15 protein-coding genes and 1 tRNA gene are annotated in these 18,830 nt (G+C 59.6%); 12 read left to right on the plus strand and 4 right to left on the minus strand.

Going from position 1 to position 18,830, the window contains the following annotated elements:
• Window positions 1-225: 225 nt before the first annotated feature.
• Window positions 226-1,656, plus strand: coding sequence for a phosphomannomutase (locus CPY51_RS19680; protein ID WP_111161912.1), 1,431 nt, complete (start codon window positions 226-228; stop codon window positions 1,654-1,656).
• Window positions 1,657-1,736: 80 nt separating this feature from the next.
• Window positions 1,737-1,823: transfer RNA gene (locus CPY51_RS19685), tRNA-Leu, on the plus strand.
• A gap of 161 nt (window positions 1,824-1,984) precedes the next feature.
• On the opposite strand, the gene CPY51_RS19690 is transcribed toward CPY51_RS19685, so the two are convergent.
• Both CPY51_RS19690 and CPY51_RS19695 read right to left on the minus strand, forming a co-directional pair.
• Entirely contained in the window at window positions 1,985-2,554 is a 570-nt protein-coding gene (locus CPY51_RS19690; RefSeq protein ID WP_111161956.1) for a YciE/YciF ferroxidase family protein, read from the minus strand.
• Between the two features lie 825 nt (window positions 2,555-3,379).
• Window positions 3,380-3,748, minus strand: a complete 369-nt coding sequence (locus CPY51_RS19695) for a hypothetical protein (RefSeq protein ID WP_111161913.1) — start codon at window positions 3,746-3,748, stop codon at window positions 3,380-3,382.
• A gap of 377 nt (window positions 3,749-4,125) precedes the next feature.
• On the opposite strand from CPY51_RS19695, the gene CPY51_RS19700 reads away from it, so the two are divergent.
• On the plus strand, window positions 4,126-4,863 hold the full coding sequence (locus CPY51_RS19700; RefSeq protein WP_244598729.1) for a glycosyltransferase family 25 protein: 738 nt from the start codon (window positions 4,126-4,128) through the stop codon (window positions 4,861-4,863).
• An 18-nt stretch (window positions 4,864-4,881) separates the two neighbouring features.
• Here CPY51_RS19700 and CPY51_RS19705 read toward each other — a convergent pair whose 3' ends face one another.
• Both CPY51_RS19705 and CPY51_RS19710 read right to left on the minus strand, forming a co-directional pair.
• Window positions 4,882-6,831, minus strand: coding sequence for a polysaccharide biosynthesis protein (locus CPY51_RS19705; protein WP_111161915.1), 1,950 nt, complete (start codon window positions 6,829-6,831; stop codon window positions 4,882-4,884).
• Between the two features lie 206 nt (window positions 6,832-7,037).
• A complete protein-coding gene (locus CPY51_RS19710) occupies window positions 7,038-8,681 on the minus strand; it encodes a GumC family protein (RefSeq protein WP_111161916.1) in 1,644 nt (547 codons plus the stop codon).
• A gap of 222 nt (window positions 8,682-8,903) precedes the next feature.
• Between CPY51_RS19710 and CPY51_RS19715 the strand changes: the two genes are divergently transcribed.
• The 9 genes from CPY51_RS19715 to CPY51_RS19755 form a co-directional block, all read left to right on the plus strand.
• The gene (locus CPY51_RS19715) at window positions 8,904-9,983 is read left to right on the plus strand and encodes a glycoside hydrolase family 5 protein (RefSeq protein ID WP_111161917.1); all 1,080 of its coding nucleotides are present in this window, start codon (window positions 8,904-8,906) and stop codon (window positions 9,981-9,983) included.
• Window positions 9,984-10,077: 94 nt separating this feature from the next.
• On the plus strand, window positions 10,078-11,322 hold the full coding sequence (locus CPY51_RS19720) for a hypothetical protein (RefSeq protein WP_111161957.1): 1,245 nt from the start codon (window positions 10,078-10,080) through the stop codon (window positions 11,320-11,322).
• A gap of 57 nt (window positions 11,323-11,379) precedes the next feature.
• Entirely contained in the window at window positions 11,380-12,396 is a 1,017-nt protein-coding gene (locus CPY51_RS19725; protein WP_111161918.1) for an acyltransferase family protein, read from the plus strand.
• A gap of 58 nt (window positions 12,397-12,454) precedes the next feature.
• The gene (locus CPY51_RS19730) at window positions 12,455-13,417 is read left to right on the plus strand and encodes a GlxA family transcriptional regulator (protein WP_111161958.1); all 963 of its coding nucleotides are present in this window, start codon (window positions 12,455-12,457) and stop codon (window positions 13,415-13,417) included.
• A 116-nt stretch (window positions 13,418-13,533) separates the two neighbouring features.
• On the plus strand, window positions 13,534-14,430 hold the full coding sequence (locus tag CPY51_RS19735) for a class II glutamine amidotransferase (RefSeq protein WP_111161919.1): 897 nt from the start codon (window positions 13,534-13,536) through the stop codon (window positions 14,428-14,430).
• A gap of 58 nt (window positions 14,431-14,488) precedes the next feature.
• Window positions 14,489-15,175 (plus strand): GltB/FmdC/FwdC-like GXGXG domain-containing protein, encoded by a 687-nt coding sequence (locus CPY51_RS19740; RefSeq protein WP_111161959.1) that lies wholly within the window; start codon window positions 14,489-14,491, stop codon window positions 15,173-15,175.
• A 74-nt stretch (window positions 15,176-15,249) separates the two neighbouring features.
• Window positions 15,250-16,578: an FMN-binding glutamate synthase family protein gene (locus CPY51_RS19745; protein WP_111161920.1), complete on the plus strand. Its 1,329-nt coding sequence runs from the start codon at window positions 15,250-15,252 to the stop codon at window positions 16,576-16,578.
• 252 nt (window positions 16,579-16,830) lie between these two features.
• Window positions 16,831-18,138 (plus strand): type III glutamate--ammonia ligase, encoded by a 1,308-nt coding sequence (gene glnT / locus CPY51_RS19750; RefSeq protein ID WP_111161921.1) that lies wholly within the window; start codon window positions 16,831-16,833, stop codon window positions 18,136-18,138.
• A 280-nt stretch (window positions 18,139-18,418) separates the two neighbouring features.
• On the plus strand, window positions 18,419-18,830 hold a 412-nt coding region (locus CPY51_RS19755; protein WP_146260146.1), incomplete at its 3' end, for an ACT domain-containing protein.

Raw genomic sequence — 18,830 nt, forward strand, 5'->3', positions numbered from 1 at the left:
TGCCAGATCGCTTCACGCCTGATCATCTCCATAGGCCTCCATGTTGATCATACACTGATATAAGGCGAAATCGGCGTCTGCCTAGACCAACGGACACAGTCCATACTCGGGATATCCTCCCGCCGGCGCGACATTCAGGACTTCGAACATGCCAACTGCGCAATCGACGGTGTTGATCGGCCACGGTTCCTGCGCAATAAGACTGAGACGTCATTGGGGAGCATCATGAATAGCCTGAAGTTTGGAACCAGCGGCCTTCGCGGCCTGTCCGTCGATCTCAATGGCCGGGCGTCGGCGGTGTACGCCACCGCTTTTGCGAGACACCTCCAGAAAAGTGGCCTTGCCAAGGCTGGCGACCCCATCCTCATTGGCCGTGACTTCCGCCAATCGAGCCCGGACGTGGCTGCAATCTGCGTCGGTGCGCTGACGCGGGCGGGCCTTGTTCCGATCGATTGCGGTACGGTACCGACGCCAGCGCTGGCGCTCTACGGACTGGAGCTGAAAGCCGCCTGCCTCATGATCACCGGCTCTCATATCCCGGCGGACCGCAACGGCATCAAATTCTATCGTCCCGACGGAGAGATCGACAAGCAGGACGAACTGGCGATCGCCGCCGAGGCCGCCGCGATCGGCGACGTGCCATTGGACGCGACGCCGGCAATCGCGGAAGATCGCGCTGCTACGGCCGAGGCCATGTTCTACAAGCGCAACGTGGCGCTGCTGCCGGACAGCAGCCTGAGGGGGCTAACCGTCGGCGTCTATCAGCACAGCTCGGTTGCCCGCGACCTGCTCGGCCTGGTGCTATCGCATTACGGCGCCCGCGTCGTGCCGCTCGGCCGCTCGGAGGACTTCATTCCGGTGGACACCGAAGCCGTCTCACCCGACACCGTGACGCTGCTCAAGGGCTGGGCGCCGCATTATCGACTGGATGCGATCGTGTCTGCCGACGGCGACGGAGACCGCCCGCTGGTGACCGACGAAAGCGGCGAACCGTTGCGCGGCGATCTGCTCGGCCTGATAGCCGCCAATTACCTCGGCGCCTCCGTCGTGGTCACACCGGTCACATCGAATTCCGGCATCGAGGCTGCCGGCACCTATTCGGTGACGCGGACGCGCGTCGGTTCACCCTATGTCATCGCCGGGATGGAGCAGGCAATCTCCGAAGGCAAGTCCGGCGTGATGGGCTTCGAGGCTAACGGCGGAACCTTGACCGCCAGCAGCTTCATCGTCGACGGCCGCCCGTTGCGCCCGCTTCCGACGCGCGACTGCTTCCTGCCCATTCTTGCAACGCTCTTCTCGGCTGCCAGCCAGCGCAAGCCGCTATCATCCGTCGCATCGGACTATCGCCTGCCATTTGCCGCAGCCGACCGGCTGGAGAATTTCGCCACGGAGAAGAGTACCGCCTTGATGGCCTATCTCAGGGCCTCGGACGCCAATCTCGCTTCGTTCCTGGCGCCTGTTGGGACGGTTGCCTCTACCAGCGATATCGATGGTCTGCGGGTGATGCTTGCGGATGGCCGCATGATCCATTTCCGCCCCTCGGGAAACGCACCCGAGATGCGCTGCTATGTCGAGGCGGCAACCGAAAGCGCAGCAAAAGCACTTCTGGAGCAGGGACTTGGCCTCATCCGCGCCTTCGCTGTGGACGTTGTCTGAACGCTTTTTTGCGGATTGACATGAAAACTTCAAAAACGCTGTTGACACCACAGCGCCACCCCCTTACATGCCTGACCGTCGCCCAGATGGCGGAATTGGTAGACGCGCCAGCTTCAGGTGCTGGTACCCGAAAGGGTGTGGAGGTTCGAGTCCTCTTCTGGGCACCATTCCATTCTTGATCTTAGCCAGATCAGATACTTAACGTCTTCCAGGATTTTCATCTTGCGCTCTATCCGCCACGCGGATTGGGGTTTTTGTGGTGAAAATCTTTTCGGTGTCGGGCGTATGCGCCCGGGTCATCCCGGACGCATATAGTTGGCTGTCAAAATCAGGCGGCTTTCACGTTTACCGATGACAAGGCCAGTTTCGACAGGAGCTGATCCGTCTTTTCTTCCTCGGCCAGCGTTTGTGCCAGGAGGTCGGCTGCATCCTGCATTCCCAGTTGGGTCGCCCAGGCCTTCAGGGTGCCATAGCGACTGATTTCATAATGTTCGACTGCCTGGGCAGCGGAGAGAATGCCGGGATCGAGGGCGGCGGTGCCGCGATATTCCTCCAGGACTTCCTTGCCTTCCTTCAGGATTCCGAGCGTGGCTTCGCAGGTCTTGCCTGAGGCGGACTTCCCGATGATCTGGAAGACCTGCTCGAGGCGCTTGATCTGCCCGTGTGTTTCCTGCAGGTGGGTTTCGAATGCGGCGCGAAGCTCGGGCGACTGCGCCGCTTCCGCCATTTGGGGCAGCGCCTTTACGATCTGGTTTTCCGCGAAATAGACATCGCGGAGCGTGTCGTAAAAGAGGTCGCTCAGGTTCTTGGAATAACCGTCTGCAGCCTGGAGCCGGGAGCCTGCTCTTGCGGCCGTCCCTTCACGCGCAGGGAATTGTTCGTCGGCAGGCGCGTCCATAACATAGGATCCGACGCGGCTACGCGCGTTGGCGGCATCTCGCCCCAAACGGCGCGTGCCGTCGGAACCAGGCGTCCGCAGCGCTTGGAATGTATCCTCGCTGTTGCCGCCAGCCAAGGTGCCATCAGTGCGATCGTAATTTCTCGTCGAATAGTCCGCGGTGTCGGCCGCCGGGCTACCGGTCTGACCCGACCAACCTTCAGCCCGCCAACTGTCGGCGCGTTCGTTGATATCGATGGTCCCGTCATCGTCGAGAATGTCGATCGCAACCTCGCTCTGATCGCGGTTCAGTCCCGTGACGGTCACGAGAAAGCCGCCGCGGCGCAGCCCTTCTGCATAGACTTCGCGGTCTTCGTCGGGAAAGAAGAATGATCCGAGCGAATGCCACAGGCCCTTGTCTTCCGCATTGACGACTGCGGCTTCATCGGAGCCGCTGCCGGGCACAAGGCGGACATTGTCGCGGGGAATGCCGGCTTCGACGATGCGGTCGATCGCCCTGCTGGCCTCGGTTTCGTCATCAAAAAATGCCGTCACGGTATTGGAGTTGGATGGGTCGAGAAACGCGGTCATTGCTGCCTCCTGAGCGTTGCGAGTTGTCATTTGCCGTTCGAGCCTTGGCTTCCATGCTAGGTGCAATGTTGAAACCGCAATGGCTTGCCGATCAGGACAGCTCGTCGCTCCCGAACCCATGCGGCCATTGTCTGGTCAGCAAACGGGTCTGGACTCTTTAAGTTCCGCGATGATTTTTGCCGCGCGCACCGGCGAAGGCTGCAGCCCTTTTTGGCAGTTCACGCAGGCGCGGAGGCCGGTCCTTCCAATCAGGACTTATCTCTGGGGGTCGTTATATTGCCAGTAGGATCGGTTCGGCGGCCGGGTACTTTCCGAAATGACGCCGTTCTGCTCGCAGACGTACACCAGCTGGGGAAGATTGCGATAGCGGATGCCATCAAGCTCGCGTAGCCGACCGATGGCAGTGTGACACTTGAAATTATCGTCGACTGCGGGATGCGGTGCCGTGACACCGGGCAAATCCTTGTACGGGTAGACGATGTGTCCTGGTGGGATCGGATCAGTCAGACTTATGGCAAAAGCCGCCCCAGGCAGAAGCGCCAGCAGCGTCACGATAGCTATCTTGGGGACGATCTTCATCTTTGCCGGAACCCTTGCGATGCATCCTGCAATGGCAGGTGTCATGGATATAATAATCACCTTGCGCTAGGAAAAGCCGAAACGCGGATAAAATGCCATCCGCCTCTTCGCAATGTCGTTACCGGATCGGGATAGCGGATGAAGGCTGGGAATAAGCTTGGGCTTTCTCGCGGGGCATCGTCGGGATGCTTGAAATCGAACGCTGGAAATGCCATTAGCTTGTGTTAATACAGTGAGTGTACAATCTGAGTTTGCATTGGGCGCACTGCTTGTGACATTTCCACGGCGTTCTGCTCGGTATTCCCAGGCGAACTTCGATGTAGTGGGGAGTTGGGGCAATTCTTGAACGGATCAGTCGGGTCAAATCCTTTGCCGACGACGAGAGCGCCGAGACGCCGGCTGCGCCTATTCTCATCTATGTCATAAATCTTGACCGCTGCACGGACCGCTGGCAAAGGCTTCGCTCTCAGGCAGTTCAGTTCGGGTTGAACGTCATCCGGATCGGCGCCGTCGACGGGCGCATGATTGCGGAACACGAACGCGCCGATTTCCATCATAGACAATTCGTCTACCACAACGGGCGGAGGCCTTTGGCAGGCGAATATGGCTGCTACCGAAGCCATATCATTGCGCTCACACAATTCGTCGCCAGCGGCGATGCCATGGCGATCATCATGGAAGATGACATCGACCTCAGTGATCGGCTGATTCCGCGGGCGATCGCGGCCATGGAAGCTATTCCCGGTGCAGGGCTCGTCAAGCTGGTCAACCATAGAATGGTCGGATTCCGGCGGGTAACGCAAAGCGCCGAGAAAGATGTCGTCGGTCGGTGTCTGCACGGCCCGCAGGGTTCCGCCGCCTGCTACATCGTCACGAGGAGTGCTGCGGAAAGACTGCTGCACTCGCTACGCCCGATGTTCCTTCCCTATGACGTCGCGCTCGAGCGCGGCTGGGCGACTGGCGTCGAAACGTTCTCGACCGAAGAAAATATTGCAGATTTCAGCCCATACAGAAGCGACACGACGATCGGTAAACGATCGCATTACCGCGCAGTCAAAAAGCATTTCGTTCTTCGGGCGTCGGCGCACTGGTTTCGAACCCACGACCAGGTCCGCCGCTGGTTCTACGCCCTGAGGGCGAGCAGCAGATCGCGCCGATAGACGGTCCGATCCATTCGACTATGCCGCTGTATCCGTCTCGCGCTCGCGAAAGACGAGGTCTACGACGTCGACGTTCGGCGTATAGCCGGAAACCAGCGTCTCCAGCATCGTGCGCGCCGATGGGATGTCGTTGTCATCCAGCGCCTTTTCCAATGCCGCCAGCCTCTTCGACAAATCCGGCCAAAACAGGAAATCCTCCCGCGCCCTCATGATCCGGGGATGCGGCGTCGGCTGAGGGTCGTCACCAATCAGCAATTCCTCGTAGAGTTTTTCACCTGGCCTGAGGCCGGTGATATGAAGCTCGATATCCCCCTCGGGATTTTCCTCATCCCTGACGGTCAGCCCCGACAGTTCGACCATGCGCCGCGCCAGATCGGCGATTTTCACGGGTTCGCCCATATCGAGAACGAAGACGTCGCCGCCTGTCGACATGGCGCCGGCCTGGATGACGAGCTGCGACGCTTCCGGGATGGTCATGAAGTAGCGGGTGATCTCGGAATGAGTGAGCGTCACCGGTCCGCCGTCGCGGATCTGCTGGCGGAACAGCGGGACGACGGAGCCGGAGGAACCGAGGACGTTTCCGAAGCGAACCATCGAAAAATTGGTGCGGGGCCGGTCCGTCGGCTCTTCGGCGTCGATTGCCTGCAGCACCATTTCGGCCAGCCGCTTGCTCGCACCCATGATATTGGTCGGGCGAACCGCCTTGTCGGTGCTGATCAGGACGAAGTTCTCGACGCCGGCTTCCTGGGCTGCCCTGGCGGCTGCAACGGTCCCGAGCACATTGTTCTTGATTCCCTCGGTCGGATTGTACTCGACCAGCGGCACATGCTTGTAGGCGGCCGCATGGTAGACCGTGTGCGGCTTCCAGGCGCCCATGATGTGGCTGAGCCGCTGTCCGTCACGGACCGACGCCAGGAACGGTATGATGCGGATGTCGCTATCGCCGATGGTCAGTGCCGATTTCTCGAGCTCGCCGTGAATGGCGTAAAGCCCGAACTCGTTCTGCTCGACCAGAAGCAGGCTGGCGGGACGGTTTTTCAGGATCTGGCGGCAGAGTTCGCTGCCGATCGAGCCGCCGGCTCCGGTGACCAGGACAACCTTGTCGCGGATATTCCGGTCGAGCAGCGCCTGGTCGGGCGCTATGATGTTGCGCCCGAGAAGATCCTCGATATCCAACTCTCTCAGATCGGATATCGATATCAGCCCCTGCGCCAGCGCCGTGAGGTCCGGCATGGTCCGGACGGTGACGCGCGCCTTGCGCATGTCTTCGAGGATTTCGTTGCGGCGCTGTCGCGCTGCATTCGGTAGAGCCAGAAGGACGTCGCGGATGTCGCTCGCCTCGACCAACCCAGGCAGATCGGCGGGATTGTAGATCGGGAGGCCGCCCATGATGCTGCCGTGCAGATGCCGGTCGTCGTCGAGATAGCCGACCACGTTCAATTCTGAACTATTGGCAAGTGCTCCGGCCAGCTGCCGTCCGGACGCACCGGCGCCGTAGATCAGGACCTTCGCCAAGGCGCTGCGGCTCAAAAGACGCTGATAGGCATTACCAAGCCAGTAGCGCGTCCACATCCGCGACAAGCCGATGGCAATCAGCAGCAGCAGCGGCTGCAGGATGCCGACGGTGCGCGGCACACCCGGCACGCTGATCGCGGTGAAGATTGTCATGAAGGCCAGGGCGTAGATTGCCACTGCCTTGACGACGGTCATGAAGGCGGAAAGTCCTGCGTAGCGAAAGATGGCTCGGTAGAGGCCTAAAACAATGAAGATCGGAATGGCAACGACCAGGGAAACGATGGCCGGCAACCATTCCACGCCCTGAAGAACGACCCAGCCGTCCAGGCGCAGGCAATAGGCAAACCATACCGTCAGGACACACAAGCTGGCGTCGACAAGCAGCGCGAGCGCACGTTTGGTTCCGCGCGGCAGCGCCAAAAACGGCAGGACGAGCTTATCCGCAGGCACCATCGCTAAAATTTCCTTCGGCGCCGTTCAATGACATTCATCATACCATATGTCTCGTAGTGATTGCTCGGAGCGCCTTGGCCCGGCAGCGCCTGTCTTGCTGCTTTCATAGCCAAAAGGCAATTGCCGTTCGTGCAACACGATCATTTAGATTTTGCAATTGCACAATTTCATGGTGTCGCAAGGGCACGATACGCGTTTCCCTCCGATCATTTCGACAAATAGCTGCGGATGACGGGGTGGCGGAAGATGCTGCCGGTGATCGCGAGCAGCATTCCGAGACCAAGGCCAAGCAGGGCGCCTGCAATAAAGCCTGCGACCATCATGACTTTTCGGCTCGGCCCGTCAGCCTTGAGAGGCGGCTCGGCCTCGGAGATCACCCGGATATTGGTTTGCGTCAGGCTCTGGTCTTCACTCGTCTGGCCTGAGCGCTTCATCAGCGCCTCGTAGATGCCGCGCGCTGCGGTTGCCTTGCGCTCGAGCTCATTGAGTTCGACCAGCTTGCCCGACGTGTTGACCTGAAGTGCCTTCTGAACCGCCAGTTCCTTGGCGACATCCTGCTGCGCCTTCTGGGCCTGCTGATAGTCGGCTTTCGCCGAGGTCGCCAGTCGCTGAAGTTCGCTTCGAATTTCACTGGCAAGGCTTTCCAACGAGGATCGCGCCGCGAGGAGGCGAGGATGGCGGGCGCCAAGCTGACTCTCGAGGCTGCCGACCGTTGCGGCAAGCGCTGCATATTGCTGGCGTAGATTGGTCAGTGAATTCGACGTCGAATTCAGCGCGTCCGGCCGTGACGTCGATACCACATCCTCGAAGCTCAGCTTGTCGACGGAGTCGGCGCGCGCCTTTGCATCGATGGTTTTTTGCTGGGCGGTGACGAGCAGATCATTGAGAGCCGTCAGCCTCTTGTCGGAAATCAGGTTTCCTTCGACCGCCACCATGTCGTTATCGGCGCGATAGGTCTCGACCGCCTTCTCGGCGTCGAGCACTTGCTGGCGCAGATCGTCCAGCCGGCTATCCAATGCAGTGTTGGCGCTATGATAGACGCTGGCTGCCGATTTGCTTTCCTCTTCCATGAAGGAGGTGACGATCTGGTTGGCAATCAGCGCCGACTTTTGGGCATCACCCGTGGTGACCTTCAAGGTGACGACATAGGTGCTGGCCTCCCGCGCGATCACCAGCGCCTTCTGAAGTGTTGCGGTCGCTATGTATCTGGCCGTTTCTCCAGTCGCACCACCTTCGAACTGCGGATCCCGATCGAGCTTCAAGGCCTCGACCACGCGTCCGAGGACCTTGCCGGACGACAGGATTTGCGTCTGGCTGTCGATCATCGTCAGGATCAGCTCCGGGGCAACGGGCGCCTGCTGGCCGTCGGGCAGGCCTGGTTGGCGCGGATCGAAATAGAGACTGGTCTGCGACGTATATTTCTGTGGCAGCAGCGGAATGACGGCTGCGCAGAGAACCGCAAGAACAAGAGCAAGAAATGCAACCGTTAATCGCCAGGCCCAGATTGCCCGGACGGCTGAACGGAGGTCAAGGACTGGCATGTCGGATGTGGGCGGGGAAGCGGTCGGTGCCTCGTCCACTTGCCGAACCGGCTCGACCGGCTGCGCCGGCGCAGGCAGCTCCAAAGGAACGTCGGATTGCGCTTCGCTCTCCTGGTGTTGTTGAATCGTACTAGGCCCAGCTGTTTCAACAGGAACCTCCGGGGAGCCCGGTTTCGGCTCGCGGACGAAATCGGAAGGATGCACTACCGGCCCGCGCAGACGCACGCCTTCGGGCAGCCTTGGAGGCGGCTCGTTGCTGCGCCAGTTTGGAAGACGGCTCATTGCCTTGGCCCGTTCATAAGAACTCATGTCAGACTTTCGACGCCCCTCCGCGGACCTGCGTGGGCGGATCTCTGCCAGTTTATAAATGTTAGGCTAAGGGATTCTTAAGGAAATTCCAATCTTGCCTCGAAGCGGCACCGCAATGCACAATCTCGTTCTGGACCTTACCATACGTCAGCTGTATTAGGTGATACGTTCTGGGCAAGCACACCGCAATCGCGGGGATGACCACGAGAACGGGAGCCTGGAATGACTGACATCATCGCAAGGCTGCTGAGGCTTGCTCTGGCCGGCGCGATCTTCGCCTCGCCCTTGATTATCGGAAATTCTGCTCGTGCGGCCCAGGCGCTATGCTATCGCGGCATCAATCTGTCCGGCGCCGAATATGGCGAGCGAGACGGGGTTCTCGGTACCAACTACACCTATCCGTCAGAAGATACCGTCAAGTATTTCGCCACAAAGGGAATGAACGTCGTGCGTCTTCCGTTCAAATGGGAGCGGTTGCAGCCCGTGCTGAACCAGCCACTTGATGCGACCGAGCTGCAGAACCTGAAAGATGCGGTTGAGCTCATCAGCGAGAACGGGATGGCTGTTATCCTGGACCCTCATAATTTCGGCTATTACGACAAGACCCAGGTGAGCAAAGCGCCTGCGACGGATATTGCGTTCGGCGACTTCTGGGCGCGCCTCGCCGTGGAATTCGCCAACCAGGACGGCGTCCTCTTTGGCCTGATGAACGAGCCGCACGACATCAAGGCAACGGATTGGCTAGGGGCCGCCAACTCAGCAATCCAAAGCATCCGGACCGTCGGTGCTCGCAACTTGATCCTCGTGCCCGGCACCCTTTGGAGCGGCGCCTGGACCTGGGAAACAGACCGGCTGGGCGGCGGCTCCAATGCCGAGGTCATGCTGGGCGTGAAGGATCCGTTGAACCACTACGCCTACGAGTTCCATCAATATCTTGATTCCGACTCCTCCGGCACGCATGCGACCTGCGAGGGTGCAGAACAGGCGCGCGAGGGGTTGAGCAAGGTGACGGGTTGGCTGAAGAAGAACAAGAAATTTGGTTTTCTCGGTGAATTCGGCGCGGCGGCGAACGATCCTTGCCTGAGCGGGCTGAAGCAGGTGCTCAACCTCATGTCCGAGAACTCGGACGTCTGGCTCGGCTCGACTTATTGGGCGGCCGGCGACTGGTGGCCGGCAGACGAACCCTTCAACGTGCAGCCTCGCGCCGGCCGCGATCGCAAGCAGCTGGCTGTCATCGCAGCCGGGCCGACAAGAAAGGTGCCGACAGGGCCCGCATGCGTCGCAATCAAACATGCGACCTGACAGCCTGCAGATGTTCCGGATAGTGCTTGGTTGCGAATCACGCGGCTGATATCGTCGGCTGATGGCCGACGTCGACCGTCATTCTGGACATTTCATGCAGGACTTTGCCGACAAGCAGCGCATCGACTATCCGATCCTGGCGATCACGCTGTTCTCGGTGCTCTACAACTGCATCCTTGCCTACATCAATCACAACATCATGCATCTTTCGGTGTCCCACGTCGTCCTTTGCGAAGCCATCATCATGGTTTCGAGCGTCGCGTACATCCTGAAGAAGGGCATCTACGAAGAAGATTTGCCCATATTCCTTTATCTGCTCTTCACGCTGGTCATGACGCTCTATGTGACGGTGCTCAACCGGATTACCTTCATCGACCAGTTTCGCAATGTGCTGGTGCTCTTCTGTTTTGCCGGGATCGGCGCATGGGCTAGCGCCCGCACTGTGCGGCTCGCGTTTTTCATCGCCTGCTTCCTCGTGCTGCTATTTCTGATCTGCGAGATCGTCGACATCACCCTCTATGTGAATCTCTTCCATCCGGGCGAATATTTCGAGAATACCCGCGGGATCAAGCAGGCGAGCTTCAACAACACTGGGCTTTTTGCCAACGCTCTCGGATTCCAGGGCCGCTTCTCCTTCGGATTGATCGATCACCGGTCGTCGTCGATCTTTCTTGAGCAGGTGTCGCTCGCCAACTTCTGCGGCGTCGTCGTTATCTACCTGCTGTCGTTCTGGCCGCGGCTGAGCCTGTCGGAGAAGACACTGTGCATAGCAACGATAGTATTGATCCTGCTCACGAATAACACACGCACCATGCTGATCTTTTCAGTGATCAGCATCGGTGGGTATTTCATCTTTCCGAAGATCCCGAAGTTGTTCGATCTGCTGTTGATGCCGTTACTCATCCTGATCGGGTTCTTCGTGCATTTCATGAAACCGAACGAGGTTGGTGACAACTTCACCGGCCGCATCGGCCTGACGATCACCAAGATGCTCGATCTCGACGTCGACGCCGTGCTTGGCCTGTCCATAACGCGCATCTCCGAATTTGCCGATAGCGGCTACGTCTACCTGATCTACGGGACGACGATTTTCGGACTGATCGTCTTCTGGCTGTTCATCTGCCTCTATCCCGCCGGCGCCACTGCGGCACAGCGTCGTTGCTGCCATTCACTTTCTCTTTTCATTTTTCTGAATATGATGATCGGCGGCACGGCAATCTTTTCCATGAAGATCGCCGGGCTGCTGTGGCTCCTGGTTGGATTTATGCGGTTTTCCGAAAATCCCCGCTCCAGCGAGACGCACCTGGCAAATATGCAGAGTAGCCGAGTACCGGGCTAACCGAGACACCTGTCTATTAAGGTTGGCGCCGGACCTCACGAGGTGTAACAGCGTTCAATGCTCGTCCAGCTTCAATATTTGCGCGCGATTGCCGCCTTGCTGGTGGTCTATTTTCATTCGGTTCTTCAGGTCGCGAAGATTGACCCCGGTTTCGATTTGGAATTTCACCTGTTCGGCGAGACCGGCGTCGACGTGTTTTTCGTTCTCAGCGGCTTCGTCATGTGGCTGACGACGGCGGGCCGATCGATCTCTCCGATTGAATTCTATCGCCGGCGCATCAAGCGCATCGTACCGCTGTACTGGATGGCGACATTGTTTTCTGCCGCTGTTGCGCTCGTTGCGCCATCGGTCCTGAAGACGACGATCTTCAACATACCGCATCTTTTGGCCTCGCTGCTGTTCATTCCATGGCGCAACCCCGCCGATCCGACGCTCATTGCTCCAGTCGTCATTCCCGGCTGGACGCTGAACTACGAGATGTTCTTCTATCTGGTCTTCGGGCTGCTGCTGCTCGTTCGCGAGAGATGGCGGCTCTACGCCTTGTTCGGTGCGATGGCTGCCATCGTCATTGCCTGCCATCTGCTCCCACTAGTCACGACAGTCACGACTTTCTATGGCGATCCGATCATTTTCGAATTCCTCGGCGGCGTGGTCCTTGCCAAGCTTTACAGCGAAAAAATCCTGTTGCCGCAGTCAGTCGCGTGGCCTGCCGTTGCGCTTGGATTTGCGTTCCTTCTGGTCAACGAAGCACTTTGCGACGGCAGCATGCGGTCCTACATGTGGGGTATTCCGGCTTTGGTGATCGTCTATGCGGCGGTCTCGATCGATTTTTCAAGGCTGCCGACGATCGGATGGCTGAACTACCTCGGCGACGCCTCCTACAGCATCTACATCACCCATGCCTTTACGCTGGCCTTCCTTCGCATCCTCTGCAATGCCCTCAAGATCGACATTCTCCTGCAAGGTCCGATTTTCATCGCTCTATGCCTGCTGCTCTCATCGATCGGCGGAGCTGCCGTTCACGAAATGACGAGCCCGGGACGATGGAAAAAGAAGAAACTGGCCGTCGCCTGACGCCCCTTGGCAGGAGACCGATAAATCCCCATCATGGCCGACATCAAAGAGAGGCATGATGCGGGAAAGCGACAACAGCAACGTCCAGGATATCGGCTTCATCCTCATCCCAGGCTTTGCATTGATGTGCTACGCCTCGGCCGTCGAGCCTTTGCGGGCGGCCAACCTGCTTGCCGGTCGCGAGATTTACCGCTTTCGTGTCTTCTCGCCGCAGGGGACCTTCGTCACTGCCTCGAATGGCGTGCAGGTTCCAGCCGAGCCTCTACCCGGGCGGGGCGAGCGATTGCATACGGTCTTCGTCGTTGCCGGCGGGCATCCTGACGAATGGAACTGGCCGAGCGTCTACGCGACGCTGCGCGCGCTCGATCGCGACGGCGTCCGCATCGGCGGGATTTCCGGAGGCCCTTATCTGCTGGCTGCGGCCGGCCTGATGTCCGGCGAGCGCTTCACTATCCACTGGGAGCACGCCCCTGCCCTCATCGAGGATTTTCCCGGCATGACGCCGGAGCAGGCGCGCTACATCATCGACGGCAAGCGGTTGACCTGCGGCGGCGGCGTCGCGCCACTGGATATGATGCACGCGATCATTTCCGCCCGGATGGGTTCGGACTTTGCGCGTCGCGTCAGCGACTGGTACCTGCACCGGCATGTGAGCACAGCCGCAGAACCCCAGAGAGCCTCCGAAGCCGAGCGCCACGGCACACACCATCCGATCCTGCTGGCGGTCATCGAGAAGATGGAGACGACGATCGAATCGCCGCTCGACCGGAAAGCCATGGCAGTCTTTGCGCGCGTGACGCCGCGCCATCTCGACCGCTTGTTCGCCACCCAGCTCAATTCGACTTTTCTGGCCGAGTATCGCCGGATCCGTCTGGCTCATGCCCGCAAACTGCTTCAACAGAGCAGCCTTTCCGTTTCCGAAATCGCCTTTGCCTGCGGTTTTTCCAACCCTGGGCATTTTGCGCGGCGCTATCGCGAGACCTATGGCGGACCGCCGCGGATGACGCGCAAGGCAAGCTGATCGGCAAGCACTAAGGAGGATTAATCTTTCTCCCAAGGAAATTTAATTTCTTACCAGTTGAAGTCGACAAAGATTCTTGCTAGGCATTTTTTACACATTCATCGGAGATTGCCATCATGTGCGGAATTGTGGGTTTGTTCCTCAAGGACAAGAGCTTGGAGCCGCAGTTGGGCGCGCTGCTTTCAACCATGCTGGTGACAATGACGGATCGCGGTCCCGATTCCGCCGGCATCGCGATTTACGGCGCGGCCGACGACAGGGAAGCCAAGATCACGGTGCAATCCGCGACGCCGGCCAAGGATTTTGCGGGTCTCGAGGTCGAGCTGGAACGAGCGCTGGGTACAGGGGTGACAATCGAAATCAAGAGCACGCATGCCGTCATCTCCCTGCCGAAAGACAAACTGGAAGCCGGTCGCGCGGCGCTGTCGGAACTGCGCCCCGACATCCGTGTCATGAGCAGCGGCGACACTATCGAGATCTACAAGGAAACCGGCCTGCCCAAAGATGTCGTGTCGCGCTTTGCCGTGGCGTCGATGTCGGGCACGCACGGCATCGGCCATACCCGCATGGCAACCGAATCCGCGGTTACGACACTTGGCGCGCACCCTTTCTCCACCGGTTCCGACCAATGCCTCGTGCATAACGGCTCGCTGTCGAATCACAATAATCTGCGCCGCGAGCTGAAGCATCAGGGCATGCGCTTCGAGACGGAAAACGACTCCGAGGTTGCTGCCGCCTATCTGACTGCTGAGATGGCCAAGGGCAAGAATCTCGGCGAAGCGCTCGAGGGCGCTGTCGACGATCTCGACGGCTTCTTCACCTTCGTCGTCGGGACGAAATCCGGCTTCGGCGTGGTGCGCGACGCGATCGCCTGCAAGCCGGCGATCATGGCGGAGACCGACCGCTATGTCGCTTTCGGCTCGGAGTATCGAGCGCTCGTCAATCTGCCGGGAATAGATACCGCGCGCGTCTGGGAGCCCGAACCAGCCACCGTCTACTTCTGGGAGCATTGAGCGGCCCTTCCGCCTTTTGCCGCCGTCATTTCCGAGATTTCAATTTCAGGACATCTTCATGCCCATCTTCGATCTTGCGATCACCCCGCTCCGCGATATCAACCAGACCCTGCACGACGTCGCGCAGGGCGCGAACGACCTCCATTATGACATCGTCAACCCACGCGGCAGCCATGCGGTGGCCGCTGGCGTCCATGCGCCGATCACGATCGATGTCCAGGGCAATGTCGGCTATTATTGCGGCGGCATGAATGAGGATGCGACCATCACCATCCACGGTTCCGCCGGCCCTGGTGTCGGCGAAAACATGATGTCGGGGACAATCGTCGTGAAGGGCGATGCCAGCCAGTATGCCGGCGCGACCGCATGCGGCGGGCTGCTGGTGATCGAGGGCAACGCCTCGTCACGCTGCGGCATCTCGATGAAAGGCGTCGACATCGTTGTGCGCGGCAATATCGGGCACATGTCCGCCTTCATGGCACAGGCCGGCAATTTAGTGGTTCTCGGCGATGCCGGGGATGCGCTGGGCGACTCGCTCTACGAGGCCAGGATATTCGTCCGCGGCAAGGTGAAGAGCCTCGGCGCGGACTGCATTGCCAAGGAGATGAAGCCGAAGCATTTGAAGATCGTCGCCGACCTGCTCGAGAAGGCCGGTGTCACCGACGTCAGGCCGGAAGAATTCAGCCGCTACGGCTCGGCTCGCAAGCTCTATACCTTCCACGTCGACAATGCCGACGCGTATTGAGCTTAGACCGAAAAGCTGAACTGCTTTTTTTCCGCCGTTGTGCGCTTCAATAATTGATTAGATCGAGGTCCGTCATGAGCTACCAGAACCCTCCCACGAAGCCTCGTCCTTCGGCCACCTTCGACGAATACACGATGTCGGAAATCCGTCGCGCCGCCGCGACCGGCATCTATGACATCCGCGGTGCCGGGGCCAAGCGCAAGCTTCCACATTTCGACGACCTGCTGTTTCTCGGCGCTTCGATCTCCCGCTACCCGCTCGAAGGCTATCGCGAGAAGTGCGACACCAATGTCGTTCTCGGCAGCCGCTTTGCCAAGAAGCCGATCGAACTCAAGATCCCGATCACCATCGCCGGCATGAGCTTCGGCTCGTTGTCCGGGCCGGCCAAGGAGGCACTTGGTCGTGGCGCCACCATCGCCGGTACCTCGACGACGACGGGAGACGGCGGGATGACGGAGGAAGAGCGCGGGCACTCGCAGATCCTCGTCTATCAGTACCTGCCATCGCGCTATGGCATGAACCCCAAGGATTTGCGCCGCGCCGACGCGATCGAGATCGTCATCGGCCAGGGCGCCAAGCCCGGCGGCGGCGGCATGCTGCTCGGCCAGAAGATTTCCGACCGTGTCGCAGAAATGCGTACCCTGCCGAAGGGTATCGACCAGCGCTCGGCGTCGCGTCATCCCGACTGGACGGGGCCGGACGATCTGGAAATCAAGATCATGGAACTGCGCGAGATCACCAATTGGGAAAAGCCGATCTATGTGAAGGTCGGCGGCGCGCGGCCCTATTACGACACCGCGCTTGCAGTCAAGGCAGGTGCCGACGTTGTCGTGCTCGATGGCATGCAAGGGGGCACCGCGGCGACGCAGGAGGTGTTCATCGAGAATGTCGGCATGCCGACGCTCGCCTGCATCCGTCCCGCCGTTCAGGCGCTGCAGGACCTCGGTATGCATCGAAAGGTGCAGCTGATCATCTCCGGCGGCATCCGCAATGGCGCGGACGTTGCAAAGGCGCTGGCTCTTGGTGCCGATGCCGTTTCGATCGGCACTGCTGCCCTGATTGCAATCGGTGAGAACGACCCGCACTGGGCGGCCGAATACGAGGCGCTCGGGACGACCGCGGAGGCCTATGACGACTGGCACGAGGGCAAGGACCCGGCCGGCATCACCACCCAGGATCCCGAGTTGATGAAGCGCGTCGATCCCGTTGCGGCCGGTCGGCGTCTTGCCAACTATCTCAAGGTGATGACGCTGGAAGCGCAGACGATCGCGCGAGCCTGCGGCAAGAACCATGTCCACAATCTCGAGCCGGAAGACCTCTGCGCACTAACGATCGAAGCCTCCGCCATGGCGCAGGTTCCGCTCGCTGGAACGAACTGGATTCCGGGCAAGGGCGGGTATTGAGACGAATGGATTTTCAGGCTCTCTTGAAGAAAGGCCCCTCCCCAACCCTCCCCACAAGGGGGAGGGAGTTGCCCGTCGCAAGCATCCGGGCAAAACAATTGATGCAGACGGTGCGGCACATTAGCCCCCTCCCCCTTGTGGGGAGGGTTGGGGAGGGGTTTTCTTATTGACGGGCCTCCAAAGCGCTTCTCGGTAGCGCCCGCCAACACCTAATTTCGAACAAGTGTCTAATAAATCCAAAGGGGAACAAGAATGACACTGGATCTCGCTGCCTTTGCCAAGGAAAAAGGCATCAAGTATTTCATGATCAGCTATACCGATCTTTTCGGTGGACAGCGTGCCAAGCTCGTACCGGCGCAGGCGATCGCCGGGATGCAGGCCGAGGGTGCTGGCTTTGCCGGCTTTGCCACATGGCTCGACATGTCGCCTGCCCATCCTGATCTGTTCGCAGTTCCGGATGCCTCGTCGGTCATCCAGCTTCCCTGGAAACGGGACGTCGCCTGGGTCGCTGCCGACTGCGTCATGGAGGGCAAGCTTGTCGAGCAGGCGCCGCGCAACGTGCTCAAAAAGCTGATCGGCCAAGCCGAGGCGCTAGGCAAGCACGTGAAGACCGGCGTCGAAGCCGAATTCTTCCTCATCACAGCAGACGGCGAGACGATCTCCGACAAATACGATACGGCCGACAAGCCATGCTACGACCAGCAGGCGATCATGCGCCGCTACGACGTCATCGCCGAGATTTGCGACTACATGCTCGAGCTCGGCTGGGGCCCGTACCAGAACGACCATGAGGACGCCAACGGCCAGTTCGAGATGAACTGGGAATTCGATGACGCGCTGAAGACTGCGGACAAGCACTCTTTCTTCAAGTTCATGGTCAAATCCGTCGCCGAGAAGCACGGCCTTCGCGCCACTTTCATGCCGAAGCCCTTCAAGGGCCTGACCGGCAACGGCTGCCACTGCCACATCTCGGTCTGGGACAAGGCGGGCGAGACCAACGTCTTTGCCGACAAGGCGATGGACTTCGGACTTTCGGCAGAGGGCCGGAATTTTCTCGGCGGCATCATGAAACACGCTTCCGCACTTGCCGCCATTACCAATCCAACCGTCAACTCGTACAAGCGCATCAACGCGCCGCGCACGATTTCAGGCGCGACCTGGTCTCCGAACACCGTGACCTGGGCCGGCAACAACCGGACGCACATGGTTCGCGTTCCGGGGCCTGGCCGCTTCGAGCTGCGCCTGCCTGATGGAGCAGTGAACCCTTACCTTCTGCAGGCGATCATCATCGCTGCAGGCCTCGACGGATTGAACACAAAGGCCGATCCCGGCCGTCACTACGACATAGACATGTATGCCGAAGGGCATCTGGTGACGGACGCGCCACGTCTGCCGCTCAATCTTTTGGACGCGCTGCGCGAATACGACAAGGATGAAGGTCTGAAACAAGCCATGGGGCTGGCGTTCTCCAGCGCCTATATCAAGCTGAAGCAGGTGGAATGGAACACCTACGCGTCGCATTTTACCCAGTGGGAGCGCGACACGACGCTGGACATCTGAGCCGGCGCCGGAACAAGCGCAGCGGGCCGGTCGCCTGCTGCGCGTCACTGCTGCCATGCTTGCCGACACGGCGGGGATGCGCGTCTGGAAGACGCAACGGGAACGGACTTTCCCGCTGCCTGCCGTAGATTGGCTGGAGAGGCGCCGCTGTGCGGCCGTGCGGGAAATTGACAGGTTGCCCGGACGGATTGTTGCAGAGATGAGGGCCTGCCGATCTATCCGGGGCATCCCGTTTCAATTAAGGCAGGCCTGATCAATGCCTGCGACAGAGGGAAGAGACATGAAGAGCTACGTTCTGACAGTATCCTGCAAATCGACGCGCGGGATTGTCGCGGCCATTGCGAACTATCTTGCCGACCAGGGTTGCAACATCGTCGACAGCTCGCAGTTCGACGATCTCGACACCGGCAAGTTCTTCATGCGCGTCAGCTTCATCTCCGAGGAGGGTGCAGGCGCAGAAGCGCTGGTCGAGGGCTTCAAGCCGGTCGCTGCCAAATTCGCGATGGATTGCGAAATCCACGATGCTACCAAGCGCATGAAGGTGCTGTTGATGGTGTCGCGCTTCGGCCATTGTCTCAACGACCTGCTCTATCGCTGGAAGATCGGCGCGCTGCCGATCGATATCGTCGGCGTGGTGTCCAACCACTTCGAATACCAGAAGGTGGTGGTCAACCACGACATTCCGTTCCACC

Source organism: Arminella tubonensis, assembly GCF_003240585.1.
Taxonomy (GTDB): domain Bacteria; phylum Pseudomonadota; class Alphaproteobacteria; order Rhizobiales; family Rhizobiaceae; genus Rhizobium; species Rhizobium tubonense.